Source organism: Micromonospora sp. WMMD975 (genome assembly GCF_029581215.1).
In the GTDB taxonomy this organism is placed as follows: domain Bacteria; phylum Actinomycetota; class Actinomycetes; order Mycobacteriales; family Micromonosporaceae; genus Micromonospora.
Genome location: NZ_CP120739.1, coordinates 3,204,689 through 3,227,029, shown reverse-complemented (window position 1 = coordinate 3,227,029; position 22,341 = coordinate 3,204,689). Strand labels below are relative to the sequence as shown.

Here is a 22,341-nt window from a genome sequence, read left to right as displayed (position 1 = left end):
GCTTCGGTCAACAAGCAGATTTCTGAATTTTCGATGATGGTCTTCAGCCAGGGCCCGTTACGGGAAGGTGAGAAGCGGTGACGACGAACGCACTGCTCGAAGCGCGCGAGGTGCGGAAACGGTTCGGCGCCGTCGAGGCGCTGCGTGGGGCGAGCTTCTCGATCGACGCGGGCGAGGTGGTGGCGCTGATGGGCGACAACGGCGCCGGCAAGAGCACGCTGATCAAGACGATCTGCGGGGTGCACAGCCCGGACGGGGGCGAGATCCTCTTCCGCGGGCAGTCCATCGCCGGTCGCTCGCCCCGGGAGATCCACGGCATGGGCATCGAGACCGTCTATCAGGACCTGGCCCTGGCGCCCGATCTGGACACCGCGGCCAACCTCTACCTGGGTCGTGAGGTGCTGGCCAAGGGCGTCCTCGGGTGGTTCGGCGTGCTCAACAAGAAGCGGATGGCCGGGCACGCGCAGCGGGTGCTCACCGACCTCAACGTCAAGATCAAGGACGCCTCCGCACCGGTGGCCATGCTCTCCGGCGGGCAGCAGCAGAGCGTCGCGGTCGCGCGCGCCGTCACCTGGGCCAACGAGCTGGTGATCATGGATGAGCCGACGGCCGCGCTCGGCGTGCCGCAGACCCGGGCGGTGCTCGACCTGATCCGTCGCGTCCGCGACTCCGGTCGCTCCGTCGTGCTGGTCAGCCACAGCCTGCCCGACGTCATGGCCGTCTCCGACCGCATCGAGGTGCTGCGCCTGGGCCGCCGGGTGGCCCGGCTGACCACGGCCGACACCACCGAGGAACAGATTGTCGGCGCCATGACCGGCGCCTTCAGCAGCGAGGGAGCGGCATGACCACCACGACCGAGACGCCGGCCGAGACACCGCCGACCGACCGGAAGCGGCGTCTGTTGCTCGGCTCGGCCACCGACATCACCGTGATCCTCATCGTGATCGTCGCGCTGTTCGCCATCCTCGACTTCGACGCCTTCCTCACCAGCGCCAACCTCATCAACGTCCTGATCAACGCCTCGCTGCTGATCGTGATGGCGGTCGGCGCCACGTTTGTCCTGATCACCGGGGGTGTCGACCTGTCGGTCGGCTCGGTTCTGGTCTTCTCCGGCGTGATCGCGGGCAAGGTGATGATCGCGATCGGCCCGCAGGGCTGGGGCGCCAGCATCGTCGGCATCGTCGTGTCGATGCTCGCCGGCGCGGTCTGGGGCGTCGTCAACGGCCTGGTCATCACGAAGATGCGGGTGCCACCCCTGATCACCACGCTCGGCTCGTTCGGCGCGGCCCTGGGCCTGGCCCAGATCATCACCGACGGAAACGATCTCAAGGACGTGCCCAACGAGCTGATCGACACCTTGGGCGTCGGGCGGTTCCTGGGCCTGCCCTGGCTGGTCTGGGTGGCGTTGCTGGTCGCCCTGATCGGCGGCGTGTTCCTGGCGTTCACCCGCTACGGCCGCCGCACCTACGCGATCGGCTCCAACGCCGAGGCGGCCCGTCGCGCCGGCATCAACGTCGACCGGCACCTGATCAGTGTCTACGCGATCGCCGGCCTGCTCGCCGGGCTGGCGGGAATCATGAGTTACGCGCAGTTCGGCTCGACCACGCTCAGCGGCCACGGCACCGACAACCTGGCGGTGATCGCCGCGGTCGTCATCGGCGGCACCAGCCTCTTCGGTGGCGTCGGCACGATGTTCGGCACCCTCGTCGGCACCACGATCCCGGCTGTGCTCGCCAACGGGCTGGTCATCGTGGGGCTCAACTCCTTCTGGCGCGACTTCGCGGTCGGCGTCGTCCTCGTCGCCGCCGTCTACCTCGACCAGCTCCGTCGCCGCTCCCGCACCACCCGATGAGATTGGACTCCCCCATGCGTACGTACAAGTGGATGGTGGCCGCGACCGCGGTCCTGAGCCTGACCGCGCTGACCGCCTGCGGTGGCGGTGACGACGAGGCCGGCGGCGGTGACAAGACCGGCGGCTTCAAGATCGCGTTGATCCCCGGCGTGGCCAACGACGCCTACTACGGCTCGGTGGCCTGCGGCGTGCAGGCGGCGGCCAAGGAGAGCGGCTCCACGGTCGAGGTGCAGGCCCCCAAGTCGTTCAGCCCGACCGACCAGATCCCGATCCTGCAGGCCGTCGTGGCCAAGAAGCCCGATGTCATCATCATCGCCCCGACCGACAGCAAGGCCCTCTACGCCCCGCTCAAGCAGGCCACCGCCCAGGGCATCAAGGTCGTGCTCGTCGACACCACGCTTGAGGACCCGTCGCTGGCCGAGGCCGAGGTAACCTCGGACAACATCGAGGCCGGAAAGACCGCCGCGGCCAAGCTGATCGAGTTGCTCGGGGACAAGGCGGGCTCGGTGCTCACGGTCAACCTGTCGGCCGGCGTCACCACCACCGACGACCGGTTCAAGGGCTTCGCCGAGGGCCTCAAGGCCAACCCGAAGCTCAAGGACCTGGGCCAGCAGTACTCGAACAACAGCGTGCAGACCGCGTCGTCGATCGTCTCGGCCACCGTCGCCGCCAACCCCGACCTGATCGGCATCTTCTCGACCGCCGCGTTCAACACCGAGGGTGCCGTCGCGGCGCTGCGGGCGGCCAACGACGACCGGGTCACCATCGTCGGCTTCGACGCCAACCCGCCCGGCGTCAAGCAGATCCAGGACGGCGAGGTCGCCGCCCAGGTGGTGCTCAAGCCCTACGACGAGGGCCTCGCGGCCGGCGAGCAGGCCGTCAACGCGCTCACCGGCAAGGAGGTCACCAAGAAGATCACCACCGGTGCGGTGGTGGCCACCAAGGACAACCTCGACAGCCCCGAGGTGAAGAAATACCTCTACAGCTTCACGTGCCCCGCCGCCTGAGCTCCTTCTCCCCGTCCGAAAGGCAAGACATGGATACCCGTACGGGTAAGAAGATCCGCCTCGGCCGCCTGCTCGACCCGGGCACCGGACGATCGGTCGTCATCGCCGCCTCGCACGGCGTGATGAGCGGTCCGCCCTCCGGGCTGCGCACCCGCGCCGAGATCGACACCGCCTTCGCCCACCTGGGCGCGGCCGACGGCGTGATGGTCTCCCCGGGCATGCTGCCGCTGATGGAGGACTTCTACGTCGGTCGCGGCCGGCCCGCCGCCGTGCTGCACCTGGACTGGAAGAACCACGGCCGCAGGATCTACACCCCGGGCCAGGACGGGCGTAGTGAAGGGGTGCTGGCCCAACTCGCCTCGCTCGAGGAGGTCGCGGCGGCCGGCATCGACGCCGTCATGACCTATCTCTACGTCGGCCAGCGCGACAGCACCCTCGAGCGTGCCGAGATCGAGCGCAACGCCCGGATCGTCGCCGACGCCGCCAAGGTCGGTGTCGCGGTGATCATCGAGCCGCGCTCGGCCCTGGAGGCGGAGGGCGCACACGCGCTCAGCACCGAGGTGCTCAGCCTGTACTGCCGCATCTCCGCCGACCTCGGCGCCGACCTGGTAAAAGTCATCTGGAACGGCTCGGTGGAGGCCTTCGCCCCGGTCGCCCAGACCTGTTACGCGCCGATCCTGGTCGCCGGCGGGCCGGGCGGCGCGGACGAGAAGGGCACGCTGCAGTTGGCCGCCGACGCGATCGAGGCCGGCGCGGCCGGCGTCATGTTCGGTCGCCGGGTGTTCCGGGCCGAGCGCCCCGCCGCCGTGCTCGACGGCCTGCGTGGAGTCGTGCACGACGGGCTGCCGGTCGACCAGGCCCTGGCCCGGCTGTCGGCGTAGAGGACGGGACCATGCTGCTGATCGTGGGCGAGGCGATCGTCGCCTACCAACGGGTGGACGGGCAGCCGTACACCGGGCCCTGGCCGAGCGGCTCGCCCGCGATCGCCGCCTACGTCGCCGCCCGGCTCGGCGTGTCGACCGTCTTCGTCGGCGGCGTCGGCCAGGACGGGCACGGCACCGTGATGGCCGGCGGACTAGCCGCGGGCGGGGTGGACATCGGCCACCTCGCGGTCAGCCCCGGCGCGCCCACCGCCACCGCGTACATCACCTATCGCGGCGAGGAGCGCGAGTTCGACTTCCGGGTCGGTGGCACGGCGGCGACCCTGGTAGCCGAGCATCACCTCGGCGACCTGCCGGAACGAGCCGACTGGCTGCACATGTCGGGCTCGGCGCTGATCTTCGGCGAGCCGCTGGCCGGGACCACCCTGGCCGCGTTGCGCCGGGCCCGGGCAGCCGGGGCCCGCATCTCGATCGATCCCAACGTACGCCCGGAAGCTCTGGACACCACAGCCCGGGCGGCGCTGGTCGAAGCGCTCGGACTGGCCCACGTCGTGCTGCCCAGCCAGGGCGAGCTCGAAGCGCTCGGGGTGGACGCCACCGCCCTGGTCGACGGCGGAGCGACGGTCTGCACGACACTCGGCCCCGGCGGCGCCACCCTGACCGTCGCCTCCGGTTCCGTCCACGTCGACGCCCCGGACGTGGACGCCGTGGACACCGACGGCGCCGGGGACTCGTTCGCGGCCGGGTTCATCGCCGCCTCGCTGGCCGGCGCCGGTCCGGTCGAGGCGACCCGGGCCGGCGTACGGGTGGCGGGCGCCGCGGTCGGCATCGAAGGCCCGATGACCGTCGTGCCCGACCGTGGGCTGCTGACCGGATGAGCGGGCGGCTGCTCGTGGTCGGGCTGGCCACCTCACTCGACCGTTACGCCTGGTTGCCGTCCTTCGCCGCCGGGACGATCAACCGCCCGACCGAGGTGGTCGCCCGCGCGGGCGGCAAGGGACTCAACGCGGCCCGGGCCGCCGCCGGACTCGGCGCCGACGTGCGCGCCATCGCGCTGACCGGCGGCGCGACCGGCCGTACCGTCCGCGCCCTGGGCCATCCGGCGGCGGTCCGCTTCGTCGACAGCGGCGTCGAGACCCGGCAGTGTCTCTGCCTGCTGGACGCCGCCGGGGTGCTGACCGAGGTGTACGAGCCGGTGCTGCCGGTGTCGTCTGAGATCTGGCCGTCGGTGGTGTCCGCGGTGGCCGACGAACTCGCCACCGCCGACCTGCTCGCTCTCTCCGGGCGCGTACCGCCGGGGCTCGGCGTCGACGCCCTGGCCGAGCTGGTGGACCTCGCCCACGCCGCAGGCGTCCCCGTCATCGTCGACTCGGACGGACCGGCGCTGGTCGCGGCCCTGCGGCGCGGCCCCACGATGGTGAAGGTGAACGAGACCGAGGCCGCCGCCGTGACCGACGACGGCCCGGCCGGGCTGGCCGCGCTGGGCGCCCGGTCGGTGGTCGTGACCGGCGGCGCCACCGGCGCCCGGTATCTGGGGGAGGACGGCCGGCAGATCTTCGTCACCCACGACGCGATTCCCGGCGCCGTCCCGGTCGGCAGCGGCGACGCCTTCCTGGCCGGCCTGGCCGCGCAATGGCTGATCGATGCCGCGCCCGCGCCGAATGATCCCGGCACCGTGCTGCGCGTCGCCGCCGCCGCTGCCCGCGCCAACGCCCGCCGACTGCCGGCCGGGGACATCACCCGGGAGTCGGTCGACGCTGAGCTCGCCTCGGTGCGTGTGCGGCCCGTCTGACGAAGCCGGGAGGCTGACGGACGGAGTCGACAGTCCGGATGTCGGACGACTCAGTCGTCGGCCGCGTCCGCCGTGCCGTTGTCCACCGCGGGGAACGTCACCTGGACACGCAGCCCGTCGCGGCCGGTGGAGGACGCGGTGATGATGCCCCCGTGAGCCCGGGTGACCGAGCGGGCGATCGCCAGGCCCAACCCCGCGCCGCCGCCGTGGTCGATGCGCCTGCCGGACCGGCGTCGGAACGGCTCGAACAGGGCGGCGACCTCGTCCGGGGGGACGTCGTCGCCGGTGTTCTCGACGACAAGCGCCGGGTCCGTGCCCACCCGCACCTCGATCGTGCCCTCGGGCCGGTTGTACTTCAGGCCGTTCTGCACGAGGTTGACGACCAGTCGTTCCAGCAGCACCCGTTCACCGGCGACCAGCCGGGGGCTCAGCCGGCTGATGATCGTGACGCCGGACTCCTCGGCCCGGGCCCGGTGGGCGTCCAGCACCGCCGAGACGATCCGGTCGAGCCGCAGTGGGACGCGCGTCTGCAGACCACGATCGCTCTCGCTGAGCACCAGCAACCCCTCGATCAGGCGTTCGTTGCGCTCGTTGGTCTCCAGCAGCTGCGCGCTCAGCAGCGCGAGCTGATCATCGGTGAGAGTGCGGGCCAGACCGACCTCGATCAGGGTGCGCTGAACGGCGAGCGGGGTCCGCAGTTCGTGGGACGCGTCCGCGGCGAACCGGCGCTGGGCCTCGTATCCCACCGCGATCCGGTCCATCATCTCGTCGATGGCGCGGCCCAGGACGGTCAGTTCGTCGCGGCCCGGGCCGGGCCGGAGCCGGTGCCCCAGGTTCTGTGGTCCGACATTGGCGATCACCGGCACGAGGTCCCGCAGCGGGCGCAGGCACCAGCGCGCGGCCGGGTAGCCGGCGGCCAGGAGCCCCAGCAGCACGACCGTCACCGCGATCGTCATGGGGATGCGCGGACGCCGGAACACCTGGACGCAGACGAACGGGGCGTCGTTGCCAGGTGCCCGCAACCCGGGCGTGGCGCACCAGGACGGGCCGAACTCCCGCCACAGCCCGAGCAGCAGCTCGGCGGCCGTCGTCACGAACGGGGCGATGAGCAGGAGCAGCCCGAAGACCAGGACTATCCGCCGGGCCGGCGAGGGGAGGCTCATGCCCCGAGCCGATAGCCGACGCGCGGCACCGTGTGGATGACCGGCGGCTCACCGAGCTTGCGGCGCAGGGTCATCACGGTGGTCCGTACCGTGTTGGTGAACGGGTCGGTGTGTTCGTCCCAGGCCTGCTCCAGCAGGTCCTCGGCGCTGACCACCCGGCCGTCGGCGCGCATCAGCACGTGCAGGACGGCGTACTCCTTCGGGGACAACGAGAGCGTCAGCCCGTCGCGGGAGGCGGTGTGCCGGGTGACGTCCAGCACGATGCCGTCCCGCTCCAGCACCGGGGGCAGCGCCGGGGTCGAGCGTCGGGACAGCGCCTGCAACCGGGCGACGAGTTCGGCGAAGGCGAACGGCTTGGTCAGGTAGTCGTCCGCGCCGAGGCCGAGACCTTCCACGCGTTGCCGTATGCCGGCTGCGGCGGTCAGCAGCAGCACCCGGGTGCCGGCGCCGGACCCGGCGATCCACCGGCACACCTCGTCGCCGGTCTTGCCTGGCATGTCCCGGTCGAGGACGGCCACGTCGTAGCGGTTGACCGCAAGCCGTTCCATCGCGCTGTCACCGTCGTAGACCACGTCGACGGCGACGGACAACCGGCGCAGGCCCTCAGCCACCGTGTCGGCGAGCATCCGCTCGTCGTCCGCCATGAGCACCCGCACGGTTCCCCTCTCCGTCGCCGCCCGTGCCCGGAACCGCCATGTTCGGGCCCGGTACCGCCGCCCGCAAGGCTGCCACCTGCCGGATAAAGAACCGATAAGGGCGCCGCTGACGCTCCGCCGACCACCGGAGTCCCAGCATGGGTGCGTTCCTGCCCCCGTTCGTACAGGCTGGTGACCCCGTGCTCCGACTCGTCACGAAGTGTGCCACGGCCGTCCTGACGGCCACCGTGGTTACCGTCGTTCCCGTTTCGGCCCGGCCGGCGTCCGCGATCGCGCACGGTGCGGACGCGGCTGACGGCGCGTACCGGTTCTCGGCCCGGCTGACCATGACCGGTCTGCCCGTGGCCGGCGGTGGCACCCGGGACAGTTGGTGCTCCGGCGCGCTGATCGCCCCGCGCTGGGTGATCACTGCCGGCCACTGCTTCCGCACCCGCGACGGTAAGCGGGTCAGCCGGGTCGTCGCCGACCGGACCAGTGTCACGGTCGGGCGCACGGACCTCGCCGGTCGGGCCGGGTACGAGGCGGAGGTGGTCGCGGTCCGCCAGGCGGACACCGTCGACGTGGCCCTGGTCGAACTCGACACCGCGATCACCGGCGTGGTGCCGCTGCGGCTCGCCGACGCGCCGCCGGTGGCCGGTGAAGTGCTCCGGCTGACCGGGTACGGCTCGACCACCGCCGACGGACTCGCCCCGGCGGGCCGGCTCCAGACCGGCCGGTTCACCGTCGGCCGGGTCGGTGCCGACGTCATCGAGACCTCCGGCCGGGCGCCTCGCGTGGACACCAGCCCGTGCCCGCACGACTCGGGCGGGCCCTACTTCCGCGAGCAGGCGGACGGCACGGCCGTGCTGGTCGCGGTCGTCAGCACCGGCCCGGGATGTCCACATCCGGGCCCCGACCTCAGCGCCCGCACCGACATCCTCGGCGACTGGATCGCGGACACGATCGAGACGCCGACCGGTCCGGCGCGCTGGATGCCGGTCGGGGCGGGCGTGGGCGTGGTGCTCGTGCTGCTGTCGGTGGCCCTGACGACGCTTCGGCGCCGGCGAGCAGCGCAGCGGACGAGGTGAAGCGTCAGAAGCTGCTGACCAGCTTCACGAACGCTTCGTCGATCTTGCTGGGATCGGTCGCGTCGAAGGCCTTGCCCGACGACGCCTTGGCGATCCGGTCCAGGGTGGCGAAGTCCGACTCCCGGTCGAAGGCGATGCAGAACACCTTCACCGGACGCTGCGGGTCCAGGGCGACCTCGGCGAGCACGCGGGCCAGGTCGTTGTCCTTGCCGTACTCGTTCTTGCCGTCGGTCAGCACGACGATCGCGTTGATCCGCTCTGGGTCGTACCGGTCGAGCAGCGCTCGGTGTGCGGCCCGGACCGTCGCGTAGAGCGCGGTGCTGCCGGCGACCTGCAGGCCGGCGACCTTGCTGGTGATCCGCTTTCGGTCGAACTCGCCGAGCGGCACCTCCTCGCGGTAGGGGCCCTTCGGCCGCTTCGGTGTCTCCGAGGAGAACGACCAGAGCCCCACCCGGTCCTCGGTGTTGAGCAGCGCGAGGCCCTTGCCCGCCGCCGCCGAGGCGACCTGGAAGCGGGTACGGGTGCCGACCATCGCCTCCATGGATCCGGACGTGTCCAGGGCGATCAGGATGTTGGCCTTCTTGCGGAGCGTTCGCCAGCCGTCAAGCATCGCGCCGACCACCTGTGGGTCCGGGGGCTCGAAGTAGGTGAGCCCGCCAGTGGGCTCGGCGCCGACGGAGGCGAGCAGCTCCGCCGAGGCGCGGCGCTCGTGGTCCCGGAAACCGAGACGGGCGAAGCTCTCCTGCTGGGCGTCCTCGGTCAGGAACGCCCGGAAGTCGGCAGCCGCCGCGCGCTGTCGCTCATCGGCGGAGGGCAGCACCACGAACGGGTGGTCCAGGTTGAACGTGCCCTCCTTGGGGTGGACGGCGACAAGCGGGACGTTCGGCCGGCGGCCCCGCTCCTGCCCGTCCGGCCGGGGGCTCAGCGCGCCCGTGTTGTAGAGGTCCACCAGTTCCTCCTGCAGGACGATGGCGCTCATGTCGTCCGTGCTGCCCGCGCCGCCGGCCAGGTCCGCCTCGGCGAGACTGCGCAGCAGGTCCACCGAGTCGTCGCTGTAGTGCGACACGTTGGCCTCGATCCGGCGGACGAACTGGGTGACCGCGGGGTCGGCCAGGTCGGACCGGGTCAGGTCGCTGGACCGTTGCACCGCCGCGTAGTAGGTGGCGATGGTCGCCGCCAGCCCGGAGGTGGACAGGTTGGGGTTGTCCTTGCCGAAGGTGAAGCGGCCCCACTCCGGCTTGCCGAAGCTCGCCCACCCGTCCCGACCGGAGAGGCCCAGGATCTCCCCCCAGCCCAGCGGCCCGCGCTGGCGTACCAGTTCCGCCTTGGGTTGCGGCATCGCGATCACCAGCGGGCTGTTGGCGATCGACGGGTACCGGTCCGGGGTCTGCGGCGCCCGCCCGGCGGCCTGGTCGAGCAGCCGGAGCTGGCCGGTCCACAGGCTCGACGTCGGCAGCCAGACCTGTGGTTGCGGCAGGCCGGTGCGGGTCCAGCCGGTGGCCAGCGCCTCGGCGGCCTGGCCCGAGTTGAGCGCGCTGACGTGCACCTGGGCGCAGCCACCGCCGTCGATCGACCGGCTGCTGCGGTTGTACCGCTCGGCCAGGTCGACGAGCAGAGCCGCCTTCTCGGTGGAGGAGTTGACCTGGAGGGTGGTGGCGCAGTCGGTGCGGGTTCCCGCGCTGCCCGCTTCCCGCTGCCGGACGAACACGTACGCCCCGGCGATGACCACCAGCCCGGCGGTGACGGCGGCGGTGTAGGGCAACCACTGCCGCGTACGCGTAGCGGATGGGGTCATCGGGGCGTCCTCCTGGGCGGGCGGTTGGTGGCAGTCAACCTATCGATCCGGCGCCAGTCGGGGACCCGGGCCCCGGCCGCGCCGAGTCACCCGCGTCCGGACCGCCCACCGACCGCCGTCGCGACCAGTAGCCGAACCAGGTAGACCACGACGAAGGCGACCGCCCCGGCTGCGGCGGCCGGGCCGATCGCGCTCGACGCGACGTAACCGGCGGCGGCGCCGGCCGAACCGAGGAAGAGCGCGGTCGAAATGCCCCAGGCGTCGAGGGCCTCGTCACGCAGTCGCCGCACCGCACCGTCCGGCCCGGCACCGACGCCGGGCTCCGTCACCGGCGGGTGTGCCGGCCGGGTCGGCCGAGCCTGGGACGGCACCGTTGGTGGAGTCGGCGTCTGCGTCTGCGTCTGCGGCGGCGTCGGGCGCGGCTGCGGTGCCGTCGGCGTGAGCTGGGGGAGCGGGTGGTTCGGCGTCGGCGCGCCCGCGGTCTCGTTGCCGGCCTCGAGCAGGCTCTTCCGACGTAGCGGCTCGGTGCCCGTGGCGGTCTGCCGGAGCAGCCGCACCAGCACGCTCTCGGCATCGGGTCGATCCGCCGGATCCTTGGCCAGGCACTCCCGGATCAGCTCGTCCAGCACGGAAGGCAACGCGGGCAGCTCGGGCGGATCGTGCACCACCCGGTGCATCACGGCGAAGAGCGAGTCATTGCCGAAGGGCGGCCGACCGCCGGCCGCGAAGGCGATCGTGGCCGCCCAGGCGAAGACGTCGCAGGGCGGACCGACCGAGTCGTTGCGGAACCGCTCGGGCGCCATGTACGCGGTGGTTCCCATGACCCGGCTGGATGCCGTCTCGGTGACGCCCAACGCGCGGGCGATACCGAAGTCGATCACCCGAGGACCGTCCTTGCCCAGCACCACGTTGTCCGGTTTCAAATCGCAGTGCACCACCCCGGAGCCGTGGATCGCGGCGAGCGCGGTCACCGTGCCGACCGCGAGCCGATGCAGGGCGTTGCCGGTCACCGGGCCGTGCTCGCGCACGTGCCGGTGCAGGGTCGGGCCCTCGATGAACTCACTGACCACGTAGGGCCGCTCACCGTCCACGTCGGCGAAGAGCACCTGCGCGGTGCAGAACGGGGCGACCCGGCGTGCGGCGGCGATCTCCTTCACGAACTGCGACCGTGCCCGTGGGTCACTCAGATCGACGTTGATCAGCTTGACCGCGACCCGGTCGCCGGCGTCGTCCTCACCGAGATAGACGACCCCCTGGCCGCCCGCGCCGAGCCGGCCGAGCAACCGGTACCGGCCGGCGGTGACCGGATCGTGCGTCCACAGTTTCGCCAACTCCGGCACCGGCGTGCCGGCCAGTTCTGACATCCCGACTCCATCAGCGTCGTGCCCGGCCACCGGCGGCGCAGGACAGGGTCATCGTGTCATGTCCGATAAAAATCCAAGGTGGTCTAACTCTGGACCTTTACTGTTAGGAGTCTTAATAATAGGGCGCCGGTCCCGATCCGATCCGGAAGGCTCACCCCCATGCGACGCCCCGCCCTCCTCGCCCTGGCCGCCGTGCTCGCCGCCGGTGGCACCACCGTCTATCTGGCGTCGTCCGCCTCCGCGGCCACCGCCTGCCACCCCACCTGGTCGTCGTCCGCCGTGTACGTCGGCGGCGGTCAGGCTTCCTACCAGGGCGTCAACTACCAGGCCAAGTGGTGGACCCAGAACGAGAACCCGGCCACGCACAGCGGCCAGTGGGACGTCTGGGCCAACCAGGGCGCCTGCGGCGGCACCACCCCGCCGACCACTGCACCGCCGACCACGACGACGCCGCCGACCACCCGACCCCCGACCACTCCACCGCCCACGACCACCCCGCCGGCCACCACGCCTCCGCCGACCGGCAACGGCCAGTTGCCGAAGCACTTCCTCACCGGTTACTGGCAGAACTTCGACAATCCGGCCCGGGAGATCCGGCTCCGCGACGTACCTGCCAACTACGACCTGGTCGCGGTCGCGTTCGCCGATGCGACGAGCACACCCGGCGCGGTGTCCTTCACCATCGACGCTGGCCTGAGCGCCTCACTCGGCGGCTACACCAACGCCGACTTCAAGGCCGACGTCGCCACCCTGCACGCCCGTGGCAAGAAGGTCATCATCTCGGTCGGCGGCGAGCGCGGCACCATCTCGGTCGCCAGTTCCAGCGCCGCCACGAACTTCGCCAACTCGATCGTCAACCTCATCGGCGCCTACGGGTTCGACGGCGTCGACATCGACCTGGAGAACGGCGTCAACGCGACGTACATGGCCCAGGCGCTGCGGGACATCCGCAACCGGACGAACCCGAACCTGATCATCACGATGGCGCCGCAGACCATCGACATGCAGAGCACCGGCGGCCAGTACTTCCAACTGGCACTGAGCATCAAGGACATCCTGACCGTCGTCCACACCCAGTTCTACAACTCCGGAGCGATGCTCGGCTGCGACAACAACGCCGCGTACAGCCAGGGATCGGTCAACTTCCTCGTCGCGCTCGCCTGCATCCAGCTCGAGAACGGGCTCCGGCCGGACCAGGTCTCCCTCGGCCTGCCGGCCGCGCCGAGCGCCGCCGGTGGCGGCTACGTCAACCCGTCGGTGGTCAACCAGGCCCTCGACTGTCTCGCCAGAGGCACCAACTGCGGCTCCTTCAGGCCGCCGCGCACCTACCCCGGGATCCGTGGCGCCATGACGTGGTCGGTCAACTGGGACGTCACCAACGGCAACGGATTCGCCACCACCATCCGGCCCCACCTCAACACCCTTCCCTGAACCCCCGCAGGAGAGTGTCATGAAACTCAGGCAGAAGATCCTGTCCCTGGCCGCCGTCACGGTCACCGCCACCGCGCTCGCGATCGCCCCGATGACCACGTCCAGCGCGGCTGCGGCCTGCTACCCGGCCTGGTCGTCGTCCGCCGTGTACGTCGGCGGCGGTCAGGCTTCCTACCAGGGCGTCAACTACCAGGCCAAGTGGTGGACCCAGAACGAGAACCCGGCCACCCACAGCGGCCAGTGGGACGTCTGGGCCAACCAGGGCGCCTGCGGCGGCACCACCCCGACCACCCCGCCGCCCACCGGCCCGACCAACCCGCCGCCGGCCGGCAAGATGGCGGCGGCGCCGTACGTCTACCCCGGCTGGGGCAACCCCCCGGCGCCCTCGACGATCACCGGTCAGGGCGTCCGCGCGTTCACCGTCGCGTTCGTGCTGGCGAACGGCTGCAACCCGGTCTGGGACGGTGAGGGCGGCCTGACCGGCGGCGTCCACGAGTCCTGGATCAACCAGGCCAAGGCGGCCGGCGCGAGCATCGTGCCGTCGATCGGCGGCTGGCAGGGCAACAAGCTCGGCCCGAACTGCGCCACCCCGGAGGCCCTCGCCGGCGCGTACCAGAAGGTCATCAACACCTTCGGTCTGAAGGCCATCGACATCGACATCGAGAACTACGACGAGTTCGAGAACTACACCGTCGCCGACCGCATCGTGAGCGCCCTGGGCATCATCAAGCGCAACAACCCGGGCGTCACCACGATCCTGACCTTCGGCACGACCACGAACGGCCCGAACGCGCACGGCGTCCGGCTCATCAACCAGGCCCGGGCGTTGAACGCCAACGTGGACATCTTCACCATCATGCCGTTCGACTTCGGCGGCGGCAGTGACATGTACACAAGCACCCGCAACGCCGCGGAGGGCCTGAAGAACCAACTCAAGTCCACGTTCGGCTGGAACGACAAGACGGCGTACGCGCACATGGGCATCTCCGGCATGAACGGTCTCTCCGACCAGCAGGAGGTCACCACCCCGGAGACCTGGACGCGGATCCGGGACTACGCCCGGAACAGCGGTCTCGCCCGGTTCACCTTCTGGGCGGTGAACCGGGACCGCGGCTGCGCCGGCGGCGGTGTGGTGTCGAACTGCAGCGGCATCGCCCAGAGCGACTGGGAGTTCAGCCGGATCTCCGCCGGCTTCTGAGGCGTCGGACGGCCACGCACGCCCCCGGCGCGGACCGCCGGGGGCGTGCGTGGCCAGCGGACAGGTGGTGGACGCCTCACTGCACCGGCGCCAGCCACAGGTTGGTGATGTCGAAGAACTCGATCTGCGGCACGTGCACCGCGTTGCGCACCCGGCTGCCGTGGTAGCGGGAGGTCATCGCGGCGAACGACAGGATCGGCACGACCGGGAGATCCTGCATGATCCGTACGTCGATCTCGTGCCACAGTTCCTCGGCCCGCCGCTCGTCCAACTCTTCCAGGGCCCGCTCGATGAGGGCGTCGACCTCGGGGTTGTGGTAACCGCCGTAGTTCGTGGTGCCCGGCACGTCGTTGCTCTGGAACAGCGGCTGCACGATGACCCGCCCGTTGTTGCCGAACCAGTCCGGGGTGAAGCCGGGCTCGGCGATGTCCCAGTCGCCGCGCCGACCGGCCTCCGGGTCGGAGAGCGCGAAACCGTAGTATTCCGCCTGGCTGAAGAACCGCCACTCCAGGTTGATGCCGATCTCGGCGAGGTTGGCCGCCACCGAGTCCATCACCTTGCGGTGGATGCCGATCTGCCGGACCGCGGCGATCAGCGTGAGCCCGTCGCCGTAGCCCGCCTCGACCAGCAGCTCGCGGGCACGGGCCCGGTCGCCGCGGTGGCCCGGCGTCGCGTACGGGTCGAAGTCCTCCCGGTGGCCGACGCTGCCCCGGGGGATCACCGACCCCAGCGGTTCGTTCGGCGCGTCCAGCGCGTCGAGGATCTCGCCGACCGCCACCTTGTCGATGGCGTACGCGATGGCCTGGCGGACCTTCGGGTTGGCGGTGGCCCGGCCCTGGTTGGGGCTGCGCAGGTTGAACACCAGGTACGGGTTGAGCGCGAAGCCGGGATAGGTACGGGGCGCGGCGTCCTGGCCGGGCTTGGGGCGGTCCCAGGACACGGCGGTGTAGGACCAGGCGAGGTCCACCTCGCCGGCGTCCATCCGTCGTTCCATCTCGGGCACCGGCACGTCGGAGGCGACCGTGATGTGGATGGCGTCGACGAACTGGTTGCGGATGGGGTCGGTGTCCTTGCGCCAGACCGGGTTGCGCTCCATCCGGATCTCCATGCCCCGGTCGGCGTAGCGGGTCAACCGGTACGGCGCGCAGGAGCGGGTGTTGCGGCGGAACTCCGGGCTGTCCGGCAGATAGGCGTCGTATTCCACCGGCGCGGGCGCGGTGAAGCCGGTGGCCAGGATGTTCAGGAAGTCGTTTGCCGGCCGGACGAGCTGGAACACCAGGGTGTGGTCGTCGGCGGCGCGCAGGCCCGCGATGTCGTGGCTGTTCTGGAAGGCGGCCAGCGCCGCCGGCGTGACCTCGGCGTCGGTGAACGCCGCCCGGTACGCCTCGCAGTAGTCCCGGAAGCCGACGATGGTGCTGGTGAAGTAGGGCAGCGCGCCGGCGCCCGCGACCGGGTTGGGCAGCCGCTTGAAGGCGCGCACCACGTCGTGGGCGGTGACCTCGCGCGGTGGGGCCGAGTCCCAGAGCACGCCCTCGCGCAGGCGGATGGTCACGGTGCGGCGGTCGGCGCTGAGCCCGCCGTTGTCCAGGGTCGGCGTCTCGGCCGCGAGGTCCGGCATCGGGGTGAACGACAGCTCGGGGGAGGACAGGTCGTCGGTGGCCGGGTACGCGAACAGATGGCGGGACAGCGCGCGCAGGATCTGCGCCGAGGTGGCGTAGTAGGCGCTTGCCGTGTCGAGGTGGTCGACGCCGCCGGGGCCGACCAGCCGTAGGACGCCGCCGTACCGCGGGTCGTCACGTTCGGGGGCGAGCCCGGTTGCCGGGTCGGCGAGAGGCTGTGCCGTGTCGGTCATGACTGTCGACCTCCATCTTCGAGGGTGACGGCGTCGGCGGACGGGCCGCCACCGGGTCTAGGCGTCCATCGATGCATAGACTATACGATAGTAAATCTCTGGGGCGTGTGATCGCGGCAAATGCGAGTCATGCCCCTCGGTGACTGCCTAAAGCGATAGTGAATGGCGGTCGCCGTCGGCTCCCACGACGGAGGGAATCCCGTGACCCAGGAGACCAGCGCGAAGAACGAGTCCATCGCCGCGGTGCTGGCCCGCCAGCGCACCGAGGCAGAGGCGAGCCGGGCGGCAGCGGCGGTCGGCGCGGCCGGACCCCGCTTCCCGGAGGTGCCCAGGGGGCCGCTTGAGGACGAGACGACCTGGCGGCAGGTCCGCGACCTCTTTCCGATCGACCCCGCCCTGAGCCACCTCAACGTCGGCACCATCGGGTCCGCCCCGAAGCGGGTGCTGGAGATGCTCAAGCTGGCCGACTACGACTTCGCCCGGCATCCCCGCGACCCGTATCCGCCGACCACCATGAACGAGCCGCGGGCGGTGCTGGCCGCCGCCTACGGCTGCGACCCCGACGAGATCGCCATCGTCCAGGGCGCCACCGACGGCAACTCGCGCATCCTCAACGGCCTCGACCTCGGCGCGGGCGACGAGGTCGTCACCACCACCCACGAGTGCTACACGATGCAGGCGCCGCTCAACCTGTTGCACAACCGGCGCGGCGTGGTGGTCCGCAAGCTCACCCCGAAACTCGGGCCGGACCAGTCCGCCGAGGAGATCGTCGAGATGTTCGAGGCGGCGATCACCCCGCGGACCCGGGTGCTCCAGTGGGCCGCGGTGACGTTCACGGTCGGCACCACCATGCCCAACCGGGCACTCGCCGAACTGGCACACCGGCACGGTCTGATCAGCGTGGTGGACGGCGCGCACCTGCCGGGCCAGTTCGCGCTGAACCTGCACGAGATGGGCGTCGACTTCCTCAGCGGCTCGGGGTCGAAGTATCAGTGCGGGCCGATGGGCACCGGCATCCTCTACGCCCGCAACAAGGTGCTCCCCGAATACAACCCGCTGCCCCTGCCGACGTTCTGGCCGGTCATCTCGCTCTGGTACCCGATCGACGGTGAGCTGCCGCCGCGGACCACCACGCGGGAACCGACGTACGACATCGGCACGTTCGTTCAGAAGACCGGGTCCGCCGACCTGTCCCGGGGGCCCGCGCTCCAGGCCGCCTGCGAGATCTTCCAGACCATCGGCCAGGAGAACATCCAGCGGTACGTGCACGGCCTGAGCCGCCACCTCAAGCACCGCGTCGCCGAGCACTGGGGCGAGTCGGCGCTGTTCAGCCCGTTGCACGACGAGCGGCTGCACTGCGGCATGGTGGCCTTCCAGCCGTTCCGCGACCCGGAACACGCCCTGGACATGAACCGGTTCGTCGAGTTCGAGCAACGGATGGAGGACGAGTACGGGGTGAACCTCCGGTTCACGTTCTTCCCCGTACGCGGCTCCGACACCGAGCGGTTCGCCATCCGGCTGGCCCCGCACCTCTACAACAACCGGGAGGAGATCGACCACGCGGTCGACTCGATGATCAAGCTGACCGAGGCGATGGACTGAGCGGCACCGGGCCGCCCGACCGACCCCGGCCGGGCGGCCCGACCGGTCAGACCCGGACGCAGCGGAACGCCGCCCAGCGTGGGCCGTCACCCGGGCCGCAGGGACCGGCGGTGTGGTCCATCCCGGCCAGTCCCTCGCTGAACTCGTCCAGCCGAAGCCCGTTCAGCCGCAGCTCGCGCAGGTAGGTCTCCAACGTCCGGTGCCGAGGCGCCGGCCCCGGCAGCGCCTCGGTCGTCGGCCGCTCGCCCTCCCGGAAGTAGTCGGCGGTGCGCAGCCAGCCGCGTCCGTGTGCGCTGCCAACGACCGCGGTGGCCATCGGGTGCGGCACGGAGAAGACCAGCCGGCCGCCGGGCACCAGGTCGTGTTGCACGGCGGCCAGCAACCGGGGGAGGTTGCGGACCTGGTGGAGCGCGTGCCGGGAGACCACCACGTCCACCCGGGGCGAGCCGTCCCGCCCGGACCACCGGTTGAGGTCACGGACCCGGACGTGGCCCACGTTCGGGTCGAGCAGTCGTCGGACCCGCTCGGCGCGTTCCTCGTCCGGGGCGACACCGACGTAGCTGTGTGCGCCCCCGCGCAGGGCGTACGCCGTGACGGCCGGATCACCGCAGCCGACGTCCAGCACCGCTCGGCCCCGCAGATCGCCGAGGAACGCGACGAGCAGGCGACGCTCACCTGTGGGATCGTCGTCGGTGCTTGGTGGCCGGGCGGACTCGGTGGTGGATGAGGACACGGCAACCTCCTCGGGACCGCCGGCCGGTGCCCGGCCGGACCGGGTGGGCGACGTCAGGTCTGGCGTCGCCGGTTGTAGAGCACCCCCGTGATCGAGCCGAAGACCAGGATGAGCGCCGCGCAGGCGACGGCGTAGCCGGTGAGGTCACCGGCGGTGAGCGTGCCCGCCATGGCGTGTCGCACCGCGGTCACCGCCCTGGTGATCGGATTGACGCCGACGGCGGCCTGGAGCCAACCGGGCATGGTGTCCGGGCCGACGAAGATGTTGCTGAGGAACAGCAACGGGAACACGGCCAGCCCGCTGACGTTCATCACGATCTCGGGCTTGGTGGCGGCCAGGCCGAGCGCCGTCCAGACCCAGGCCAGGCTGAACGCGAAGACCACCACCAGCAGGATGCCGACGACGACGCCCCGCAGGCCGTCCGCCGGCCGGAAGCCCAGCGCCAGTCCCACCAGGACGGTCACGGTGGCCGCCACCGCGTATCGCACGAGGTCGCCGAGGAGGGAGCCGACCAGGACGGAAGGCTGCCAGAGCGACATCGACCGGAAACGGTCGAACACGCCCTTGCTGATGTCGACGTTGAGCGCCACACCGGTGTTCATGCTGATCATCACGACCGAGAGCACCACGATGCCGGGGAGCAGGTGCTGCAGGTATTCCCGGGTGGAGCCGGCCAGCGCGCCGCCGAACAGGTAGGTGAAGACAAGCGTCGTCATCACCGGGAACCCGACCGCGTCGAAGAGCTGCTGGGGGTTGCGACGGACCCGCACCAGCGCCCGCCAGGCGAAGGCGACGGAGGCGGCCAGCGGACCGGGGCGGGCCGGCCGGTCACGGGACAGCAGCGTCGCGGTGACGGGCGTGCCGGCGGTCGACGGCGCGGACTCCACCGTCCGGGTCGGGTTCATGCGACCTCCTCGTTGGTGGTGCGGTCGGCCTCGGCGCGGTGGCCGGTGAGAGCCAGGAAGACCTCGTCCATGCTGGGCCGGCCGAGGGAGAAGTCGTCGACCGCGATGCCGGCGGCGGCGAGCTCGGCCAGTGCCTGCGAGGCGCGGTCGGGCTCGGCCACCGAGACGGTGAGCGTCGCCGGATCGCCGCCCGGATGGGCCGCCGCGGCGAGCACCGAACCGATCAGCCGCTCGGCCTCGGCGCGCTGCTCGGCGTCGTGCAGTCGCACCTGGAACGTCGCGGAGCCGACGGAGGACTTCAGCTCGGCCGGCGTGCCCTGGGCGATCACCCGACCCTGGTCGATGACCGCCATCCGGTTGGCCAGCACGTCCGCCTCGTGCAGGTATTGCGTGGTGAGCAGCACGGTCGTGCCCGCCTCGACCAGGTCGCGGACCACGTCCCACACCTGGTTGCGGCTGGCCGGGTCCAGCCCGGTGGTCGGCTCGTCGAGGAAGAGCAGATCGGGGGTCACGATCACGCTGGCGGCGATGTCGAGGCGGCGGCGCATGCCTCCCGAGTAGGTCTTCACCGAGCGGCCGGCGGCCTCGGTGAGGTCGAACGCGGCGAGCAGCTCGTCGGCCCGGGACCGGGCGCGCGGCCACGGATGGCCGAGCAACCGGCCGAGCAGGATCAGATTTTCCCGGCCGGTGAGGTCCTCGTCGATCGAGGCGTACTGCCCGGTGAGGCCGATCCGGGCGCGCACCGCCTCCGCCTGCCGCACCACGTCGAGCCCGAAGACCTGGGCCGTCCCCGAGTCGGGACGGGTCAGGGTGGACAGGATCCGGATGGTCGTCGTCTTGCCGGCGCCGTTGGGCCCGAGGAACCCGAAGACGGTGCCGGTCTCGACGCTCAGGTCGACGCCGTCGACGGCCCGGGTGGTGCCGAACGTCTTGGTGAGGTCACTCGTCTCGATGGCCAGGTCGGCGCTCGGGCCCACGGTGGTCCTTCCGGTCGGGTCGCAGAACGGCCGCGCCGGGCACGGATGCGGTCTCGACGCGGCTGTTGACTAAAGGATAGTAACAGAGATCATCGCATCGCCACGGCAACGCCACGCTCCGCGAGCGTCGAGTGAGCGCCGATGATCGCGGCGGACCACCCATTGCTATATGTTGTCTATAGTGAACTGCGGTGCGGTGCGCCGGAAAGCGGCGGGAGGAGTGGGCCCGATGTCCCTGGTGGAGATGTCCCTGGTGGACCGGATCCGTGGCCCCGTCCCGGCACGTCACCCCGACCCGACCGAGCCGGCCTACGGCGGCACCCTGCGCCTGCACACCACCGAACGGATCGAGCCGCTCGACCCGGCCACCGCGCACGGCCCGGCCACCCGGCAACTGCTCTGGGCGACCACCCGCCAGCTCTTCGCCTGGCCGGCGGCGGCGGTCCTCCCGCCCGCCGACCGGCACGTCCCGCCCGTGCCCGACCTCGCCGCCGAGCTGCCCAGCCGGGCCGGCGACGCGGTGAGCGCCGACGGTCTCCGGTGGATCGTCCGGCTCCGGCCCGACGTCCGCTGGGACACCACCCCGCCCCGCCCGGTCACCGCGTCCGACGTGCTGCGCGGATTGAAGCGGATCGCCGGCCCGGCCGCCCGCGCCGCCGCGATCGCACCGCTGGCCGACGCCGTCGTCGGCCTCGCCGAATACCACGCGGCGGCCCGCCACGCCGGCGGGCCCGTCCGCTCCACCGCCGCCGGGTGCGCCGAGTTCGCCGACCGGCACGACATCCCCGGCGTACGCGTCGTCGACGCGTACACCCTGGTGTTCCGGCTGCGTCGGCCGGTGGACCTCGTCCGGCTGCTGGCCGACGTGGGCCTCGCACCGGTCCCCGCCGAATACGACGCCCACCTGCCCGGCGCCGCCGCGCCCCGCTCCACCGGCCCGTTCCGGCCGGTCGGGCGCACCGACACCGGCGCGGTACGACTGGCGCACAACCCGGCCTGGGACCCGGCCGGCGACCCGCTGCGGGCCCGGTTCGTCGACCGGATCGAGGCCCGGGGCGACGCCACCCCCGACGAACTCGACGCCGCCGCCCTGGCGTCGGGCGCGGTCGACCTGAGCTGGGCGCGGCACACGACCGGCGTCGGCTCGGGCTCCGCCGCGACCTGGGGGCTGGACGCCTACCTGGTGTTCAACCTGCGCGGACCGGACCGCCCCGCCGGCCCGCGCCGGCACGCGGTACGCCGGGCGGTGGCGCTCGCCGTCGACCGGCTGGCCGTCGCCGAGGCGCTCGCGGCGCCCGGCGTGCCGTACCGCCTCCAGCACGGCCTCATCCCGCCCGGCCTGCCGGGCCACCGCCGGTACGATCCCTGGCCGACCCCGTACCACCGGGGTGACCCCGAGGCGTCCCGGGCGGCGCTGGGCACGCTCGGCCGCGGCGCCCGCCCCCGGCTGACGGTGGCGGTGCCCGACGACCCCCGCCGGCGCGAGGCCGCCGAGATCCTCACCGCCAACCTGGCCGCCACCGGCATCACGGCGCGGACCACCGTCCATCGCGACGGCGACCTGCACGACCTGCTCCTCGACCCGGCGTCCGGCCGGGCCGGACGGTGGGACGTCGCGCTCTGCGACTGGACGCCCGACGGATGTGCCGATCCCGGGCAGGAACTACGGTCGATGGTCGCCGACGACGTCGCCGGCGGACGCAACTACGGTGGCTACCGCTCGGCCCGGATCGCCTGGCTGCTGGCGCAGGCCCGCGCCGAGGCGGACCCCGGTCGGGCGGACGAACGCTGGCACCGGTTCGACCTCGCCGTCCTTCGGGACCTGCCGGTGATCCCGCTTGTCGCGGCGGCCGTCGCGCCGCGCTCCGGCCGTTCGCCCCGGGTACGCAACGTGCGCTTCCTGCCGCACCTGCACCGGGTGGACCTGACGAACGTCTGGCTGGCCGACGACACGGGCTGACCCGGTGCCCGGCCGTTCGTACGCCCGTCCGGCCAGGGCCGCAGGGCCGCGCACGGGCCGACGACGGCACGGGCCGACGGCCGCTCGGCCGGGGCCCGCCGGCCCT

At 71.8% G+C, this 22,341-nt stretch carries 19 protein-coding genes; 11 read left to right on the top strand and 8 right to left on the bottom strand.

Annotated elements, in window-relative coordinates; all coding sequences use genetic code 11:
• Nucleotides 1-77 precede the first annotated feature (77 nt).
• From O7613_RS13890 to O7613_RS13865, 6 genes are read left to right on the top strand one after another with little or no spacing between them, the layout of a single operon-like run.
• Nucleotides 78-845, top strand: coding sequence for an ATP-binding cassette domain-containing protein (locus O7613_RS13890; protein ID WP_282294283.1), 768 nt, complete (start codon nucleotides 78-80; stop codon nucleotides 843-845).
• Nucleotides 842-1,852, top strand: coding sequence for an ABC transporter permease (locus tag O7613_RS13885; protein WP_281588063.1), 1,011 nt, complete (start codon nucleotides 842-844; stop codon nucleotides 1,850-1,852). The genes O7613_RS13890 and O7613_RS13885 overlap by 4 nt, the downstream gene beginning before the upstream one ends.
• Before the next feature lie 14 nt (nucleotides 1,853-1,866).
• The gene (locus O7613_RS13880) at nucleotides 1,867-2,859 is read left to right on the top strand and encodes an ABC transporter substrate-binding protein (RefSeq protein ID WP_281588065.1); all 993 of its coding nucleotides are present in this window, start codon (nucleotides 1,867-1,869) and stop codon (nucleotides 2,857-2,859) included.
• A gap of 29 nt (nucleotides 2,860-2,888) precedes the next feature.
• Nucleotides 2,889-3,740, top strand: a complete 852-nt coding sequence (locus tag O7613_RS13875; protein ID WP_282294282.1) for a hypothetical protein — start codon at nucleotides 2,889-2,891, stop codon at nucleotides 3,738-3,740.
• Nucleotides 3,741-3,751: 11 nt separating this feature from the next.
• Complete coding sequence (locus tag O7613_RS13870) at nucleotides 3,752-4,618, top strand: PfkB family carbohydrate kinase (protein ID WP_282294281.1); 867 nt, start codon at nucleotides 3,752-3,754, stop codon at nucleotides 4,616-4,618.
• Nucleotides 4,615-5,532, top strand: coding sequence for a PfkB family carbohydrate kinase (locus O7613_RS13865; protein WP_282294280.1), 918 nt, complete (start codon nucleotides 4,615-4,617; stop codon nucleotides 5,530-5,532). Before O7613_RS13870 ends, O7613_RS13865 begins: the two co-directional genes overlap by 4 nt.
• A gap of 50 nt (nucleotides 5,533-5,582) precedes the next feature.
• On the opposite strand, the gene O7613_RS13860 is transcribed toward O7613_RS13865, so the two are convergent.
• Both O7613_RS13860 and O7613_RS13855 read right to left on the bottom strand, forming a co-directional pair.
• A complete protein-coding gene (locus O7613_RS13860) occupies nucleotides 5,583-6,695 on the bottom strand; it encodes an ATP-binding protein (protein ID WP_281588070.1) in 1,113 nt (370 codons plus the stop codon).
• Entirely contained in the window at nucleotides 6,692-7,351 is a 660-nt protein-coding gene (locus tag O7613_RS13855; RefSeq protein WP_281588072.1) for a response regulator transcription factor, read from the bottom strand. Before O7613_RS13855 ends, O7613_RS13860 begins: the two co-directional genes overlap by 4 nt.
• A gap of 179 nt (nucleotides 7,352-7,530) precedes the next feature.
• Between O7613_RS13855 and O7613_RS13850 the strand changes: the two genes are divergently transcribed.
• Nucleotides 7,531-8,418 (top strand): trypsin-like serine protease, encoded by an 888-nt coding sequence (locus O7613_RS13850; protein ID WP_282294278.1) that lies wholly within the window; start codon nucleotides 7,531-7,533, stop codon nucleotides 8,416-8,418.
• A 4-nt stretch (nucleotides 8,419-8,422) separates the two neighbouring features.
• Here the strand turns inward: O7613_RS13850 and O7613_RS13845 are convergent, their stop codons facing one another.
• Together O7613_RS13845 and O7613_RS13840 are read right to left on the bottom strand one after the other, a co-directional pair.
• Complete coding sequence (locus tag O7613_RS13845; RefSeq protein WP_282294276.1) at nucleotides 8,423-10,213, bottom strand: extracellular solute-binding protein; 1,791 nt, start codon at nucleotides 10,211-10,213, stop codon at nucleotides 8,423-8,425.
• An 86-nt stretch (nucleotides 10,214-10,299) separates the two neighbouring features.
• The gene (locus O7613_RS13840) at nucleotides 10,300-11,577 is read right to left on the bottom strand and encodes a serine/threonine-protein kinase (protein WP_282294274.1); all 1,278 of its coding nucleotides are present in this window, start codon (nucleotides 11,575-11,577) and stop codon (nucleotides 10,300-10,302) included.
• Nucleotides 11,578-11,736: 159 nt separating this feature from the next.
• Here O7613_RS13840 and O7613_RS13835 point away from each other — a divergent pair, with 159 nt between their 5' ends.
• Both O7613_RS13835 and O7613_RS13830 read left to right on the top strand, forming a co-directional pair.
• Nucleotides 11,737-13,008 carry a glycosyl hydrolase family 18 protein gene (locus tag O7613_RS13835; protein WP_282294272.1) on the top strand — a complete coding sequence of 424 codons (1,272 nt, stop codon included), beginning with the start codon at nucleotides 11,737-11,739 and terminating at the stop codon, nucleotides 13,006-13,008.
• A gap of 19 nt (nucleotides 13,009-13,027) precedes the next feature.
• A complete protein-coding gene (locus O7613_RS13830; protein WP_281588080.1) occupies nucleotides 13,028-14,206 on the top strand; it encodes a glycosyl hydrolase family 18 protein in 1,179 nt (392 codons plus the stop codon).
• A gap of 76 nt (nucleotides 14,207-14,282) precedes the next feature.
• Here the strand turns inward: O7613_RS13830 and O7613_RS13825 are convergent, their stop codons facing one another.
• Nucleotides 14,283-16,058, bottom strand: a complete 1,776-nt coding sequence (locus tag O7613_RS13825) for an ABC transporter substrate-binding protein (protein ID WP_281588082.1) — start codon at nucleotides 16,056-16,058, stop codon at nucleotides 14,283-14,285.
• 201 nt (nucleotides 16,059-16,259) lie between these two features.
• Here O7613_RS13825 and O7613_RS13820 point away from each other — a divergent pair, with 201 nt between their 5' ends.
• Nucleotides 16,260-17,660 carry an aminotransferase class V-fold PLP-dependent enzyme gene (locus tag O7613_RS13820; RefSeq protein WP_282294269.1) on the top strand — a complete coding sequence of 467 codons (1,401 nt, stop codon included), beginning with the start codon at nucleotides 16,260-16,262 and terminating at the stop codon, nucleotides 17,658-17,660.
• A gap of 46 nt (nucleotides 17,661-17,706) precedes the next feature.
• Here the strand turns inward: O7613_RS13820 and O7613_RS13815 are convergent, their stop codons facing one another.
• Genes O7613_RS13815 through O7613_RS13805 form a run of 3 tightly spaced genes read right to left on the bottom strand, consistent with a single transcriptional unit; the run spans nucleotide 17,707 to nucleotide 20,275 of the window.
• Complete coding sequence (locus O7613_RS13815) at nucleotides 17,707-18,393, bottom strand: class I SAM-dependent methyltransferase (RefSeq protein WP_282294267.1); 687 nt, start codon at nucleotides 18,391-18,393, stop codon at nucleotides 17,707-17,709.
• Nucleotides 18,394-18,446: 53 nt separating this feature from the next.
• A complete protein-coding gene (locus O7613_RS13810; protein WP_282294265.1) occupies nucleotides 18,447-19,298 on the bottom strand; it encodes an ABC transporter permease in 852 nt (283 codons plus the stop codon).
• Nucleotides 19,295-20,275: an ATP-binding cassette domain-containing protein gene (locus O7613_RS13805; RefSeq protein WP_281588090.1), complete on the bottom strand. Its 981-nt coding sequence runs from the start codon at nucleotides 20,273-20,275 to the stop codon at nucleotides 19,295-19,297. Before O7613_RS13805 ends, O7613_RS13810 begins: the two co-directional genes overlap by 4 nt.
• Before the next feature lie 229 nt (nucleotides 20,276-20,504).
• Between O7613_RS13805 and O7613_RS13800 the strand changes: the two genes are divergently transcribed.
• Nucleotides 20,505-22,235 carry an ABC transporter substrate-binding protein gene (locus O7613_RS13800; RefSeq protein ID WP_282294263.1) on the top strand — a complete coding sequence of 577 codons (1,731 nt, stop codon included), beginning with the start codon at nucleotides 20,505-20,507 and terminating at the stop codon, nucleotides 22,233-22,235.
• Nucleotides 22,236-22,341 lie beyond the last annotated feature (106 nt).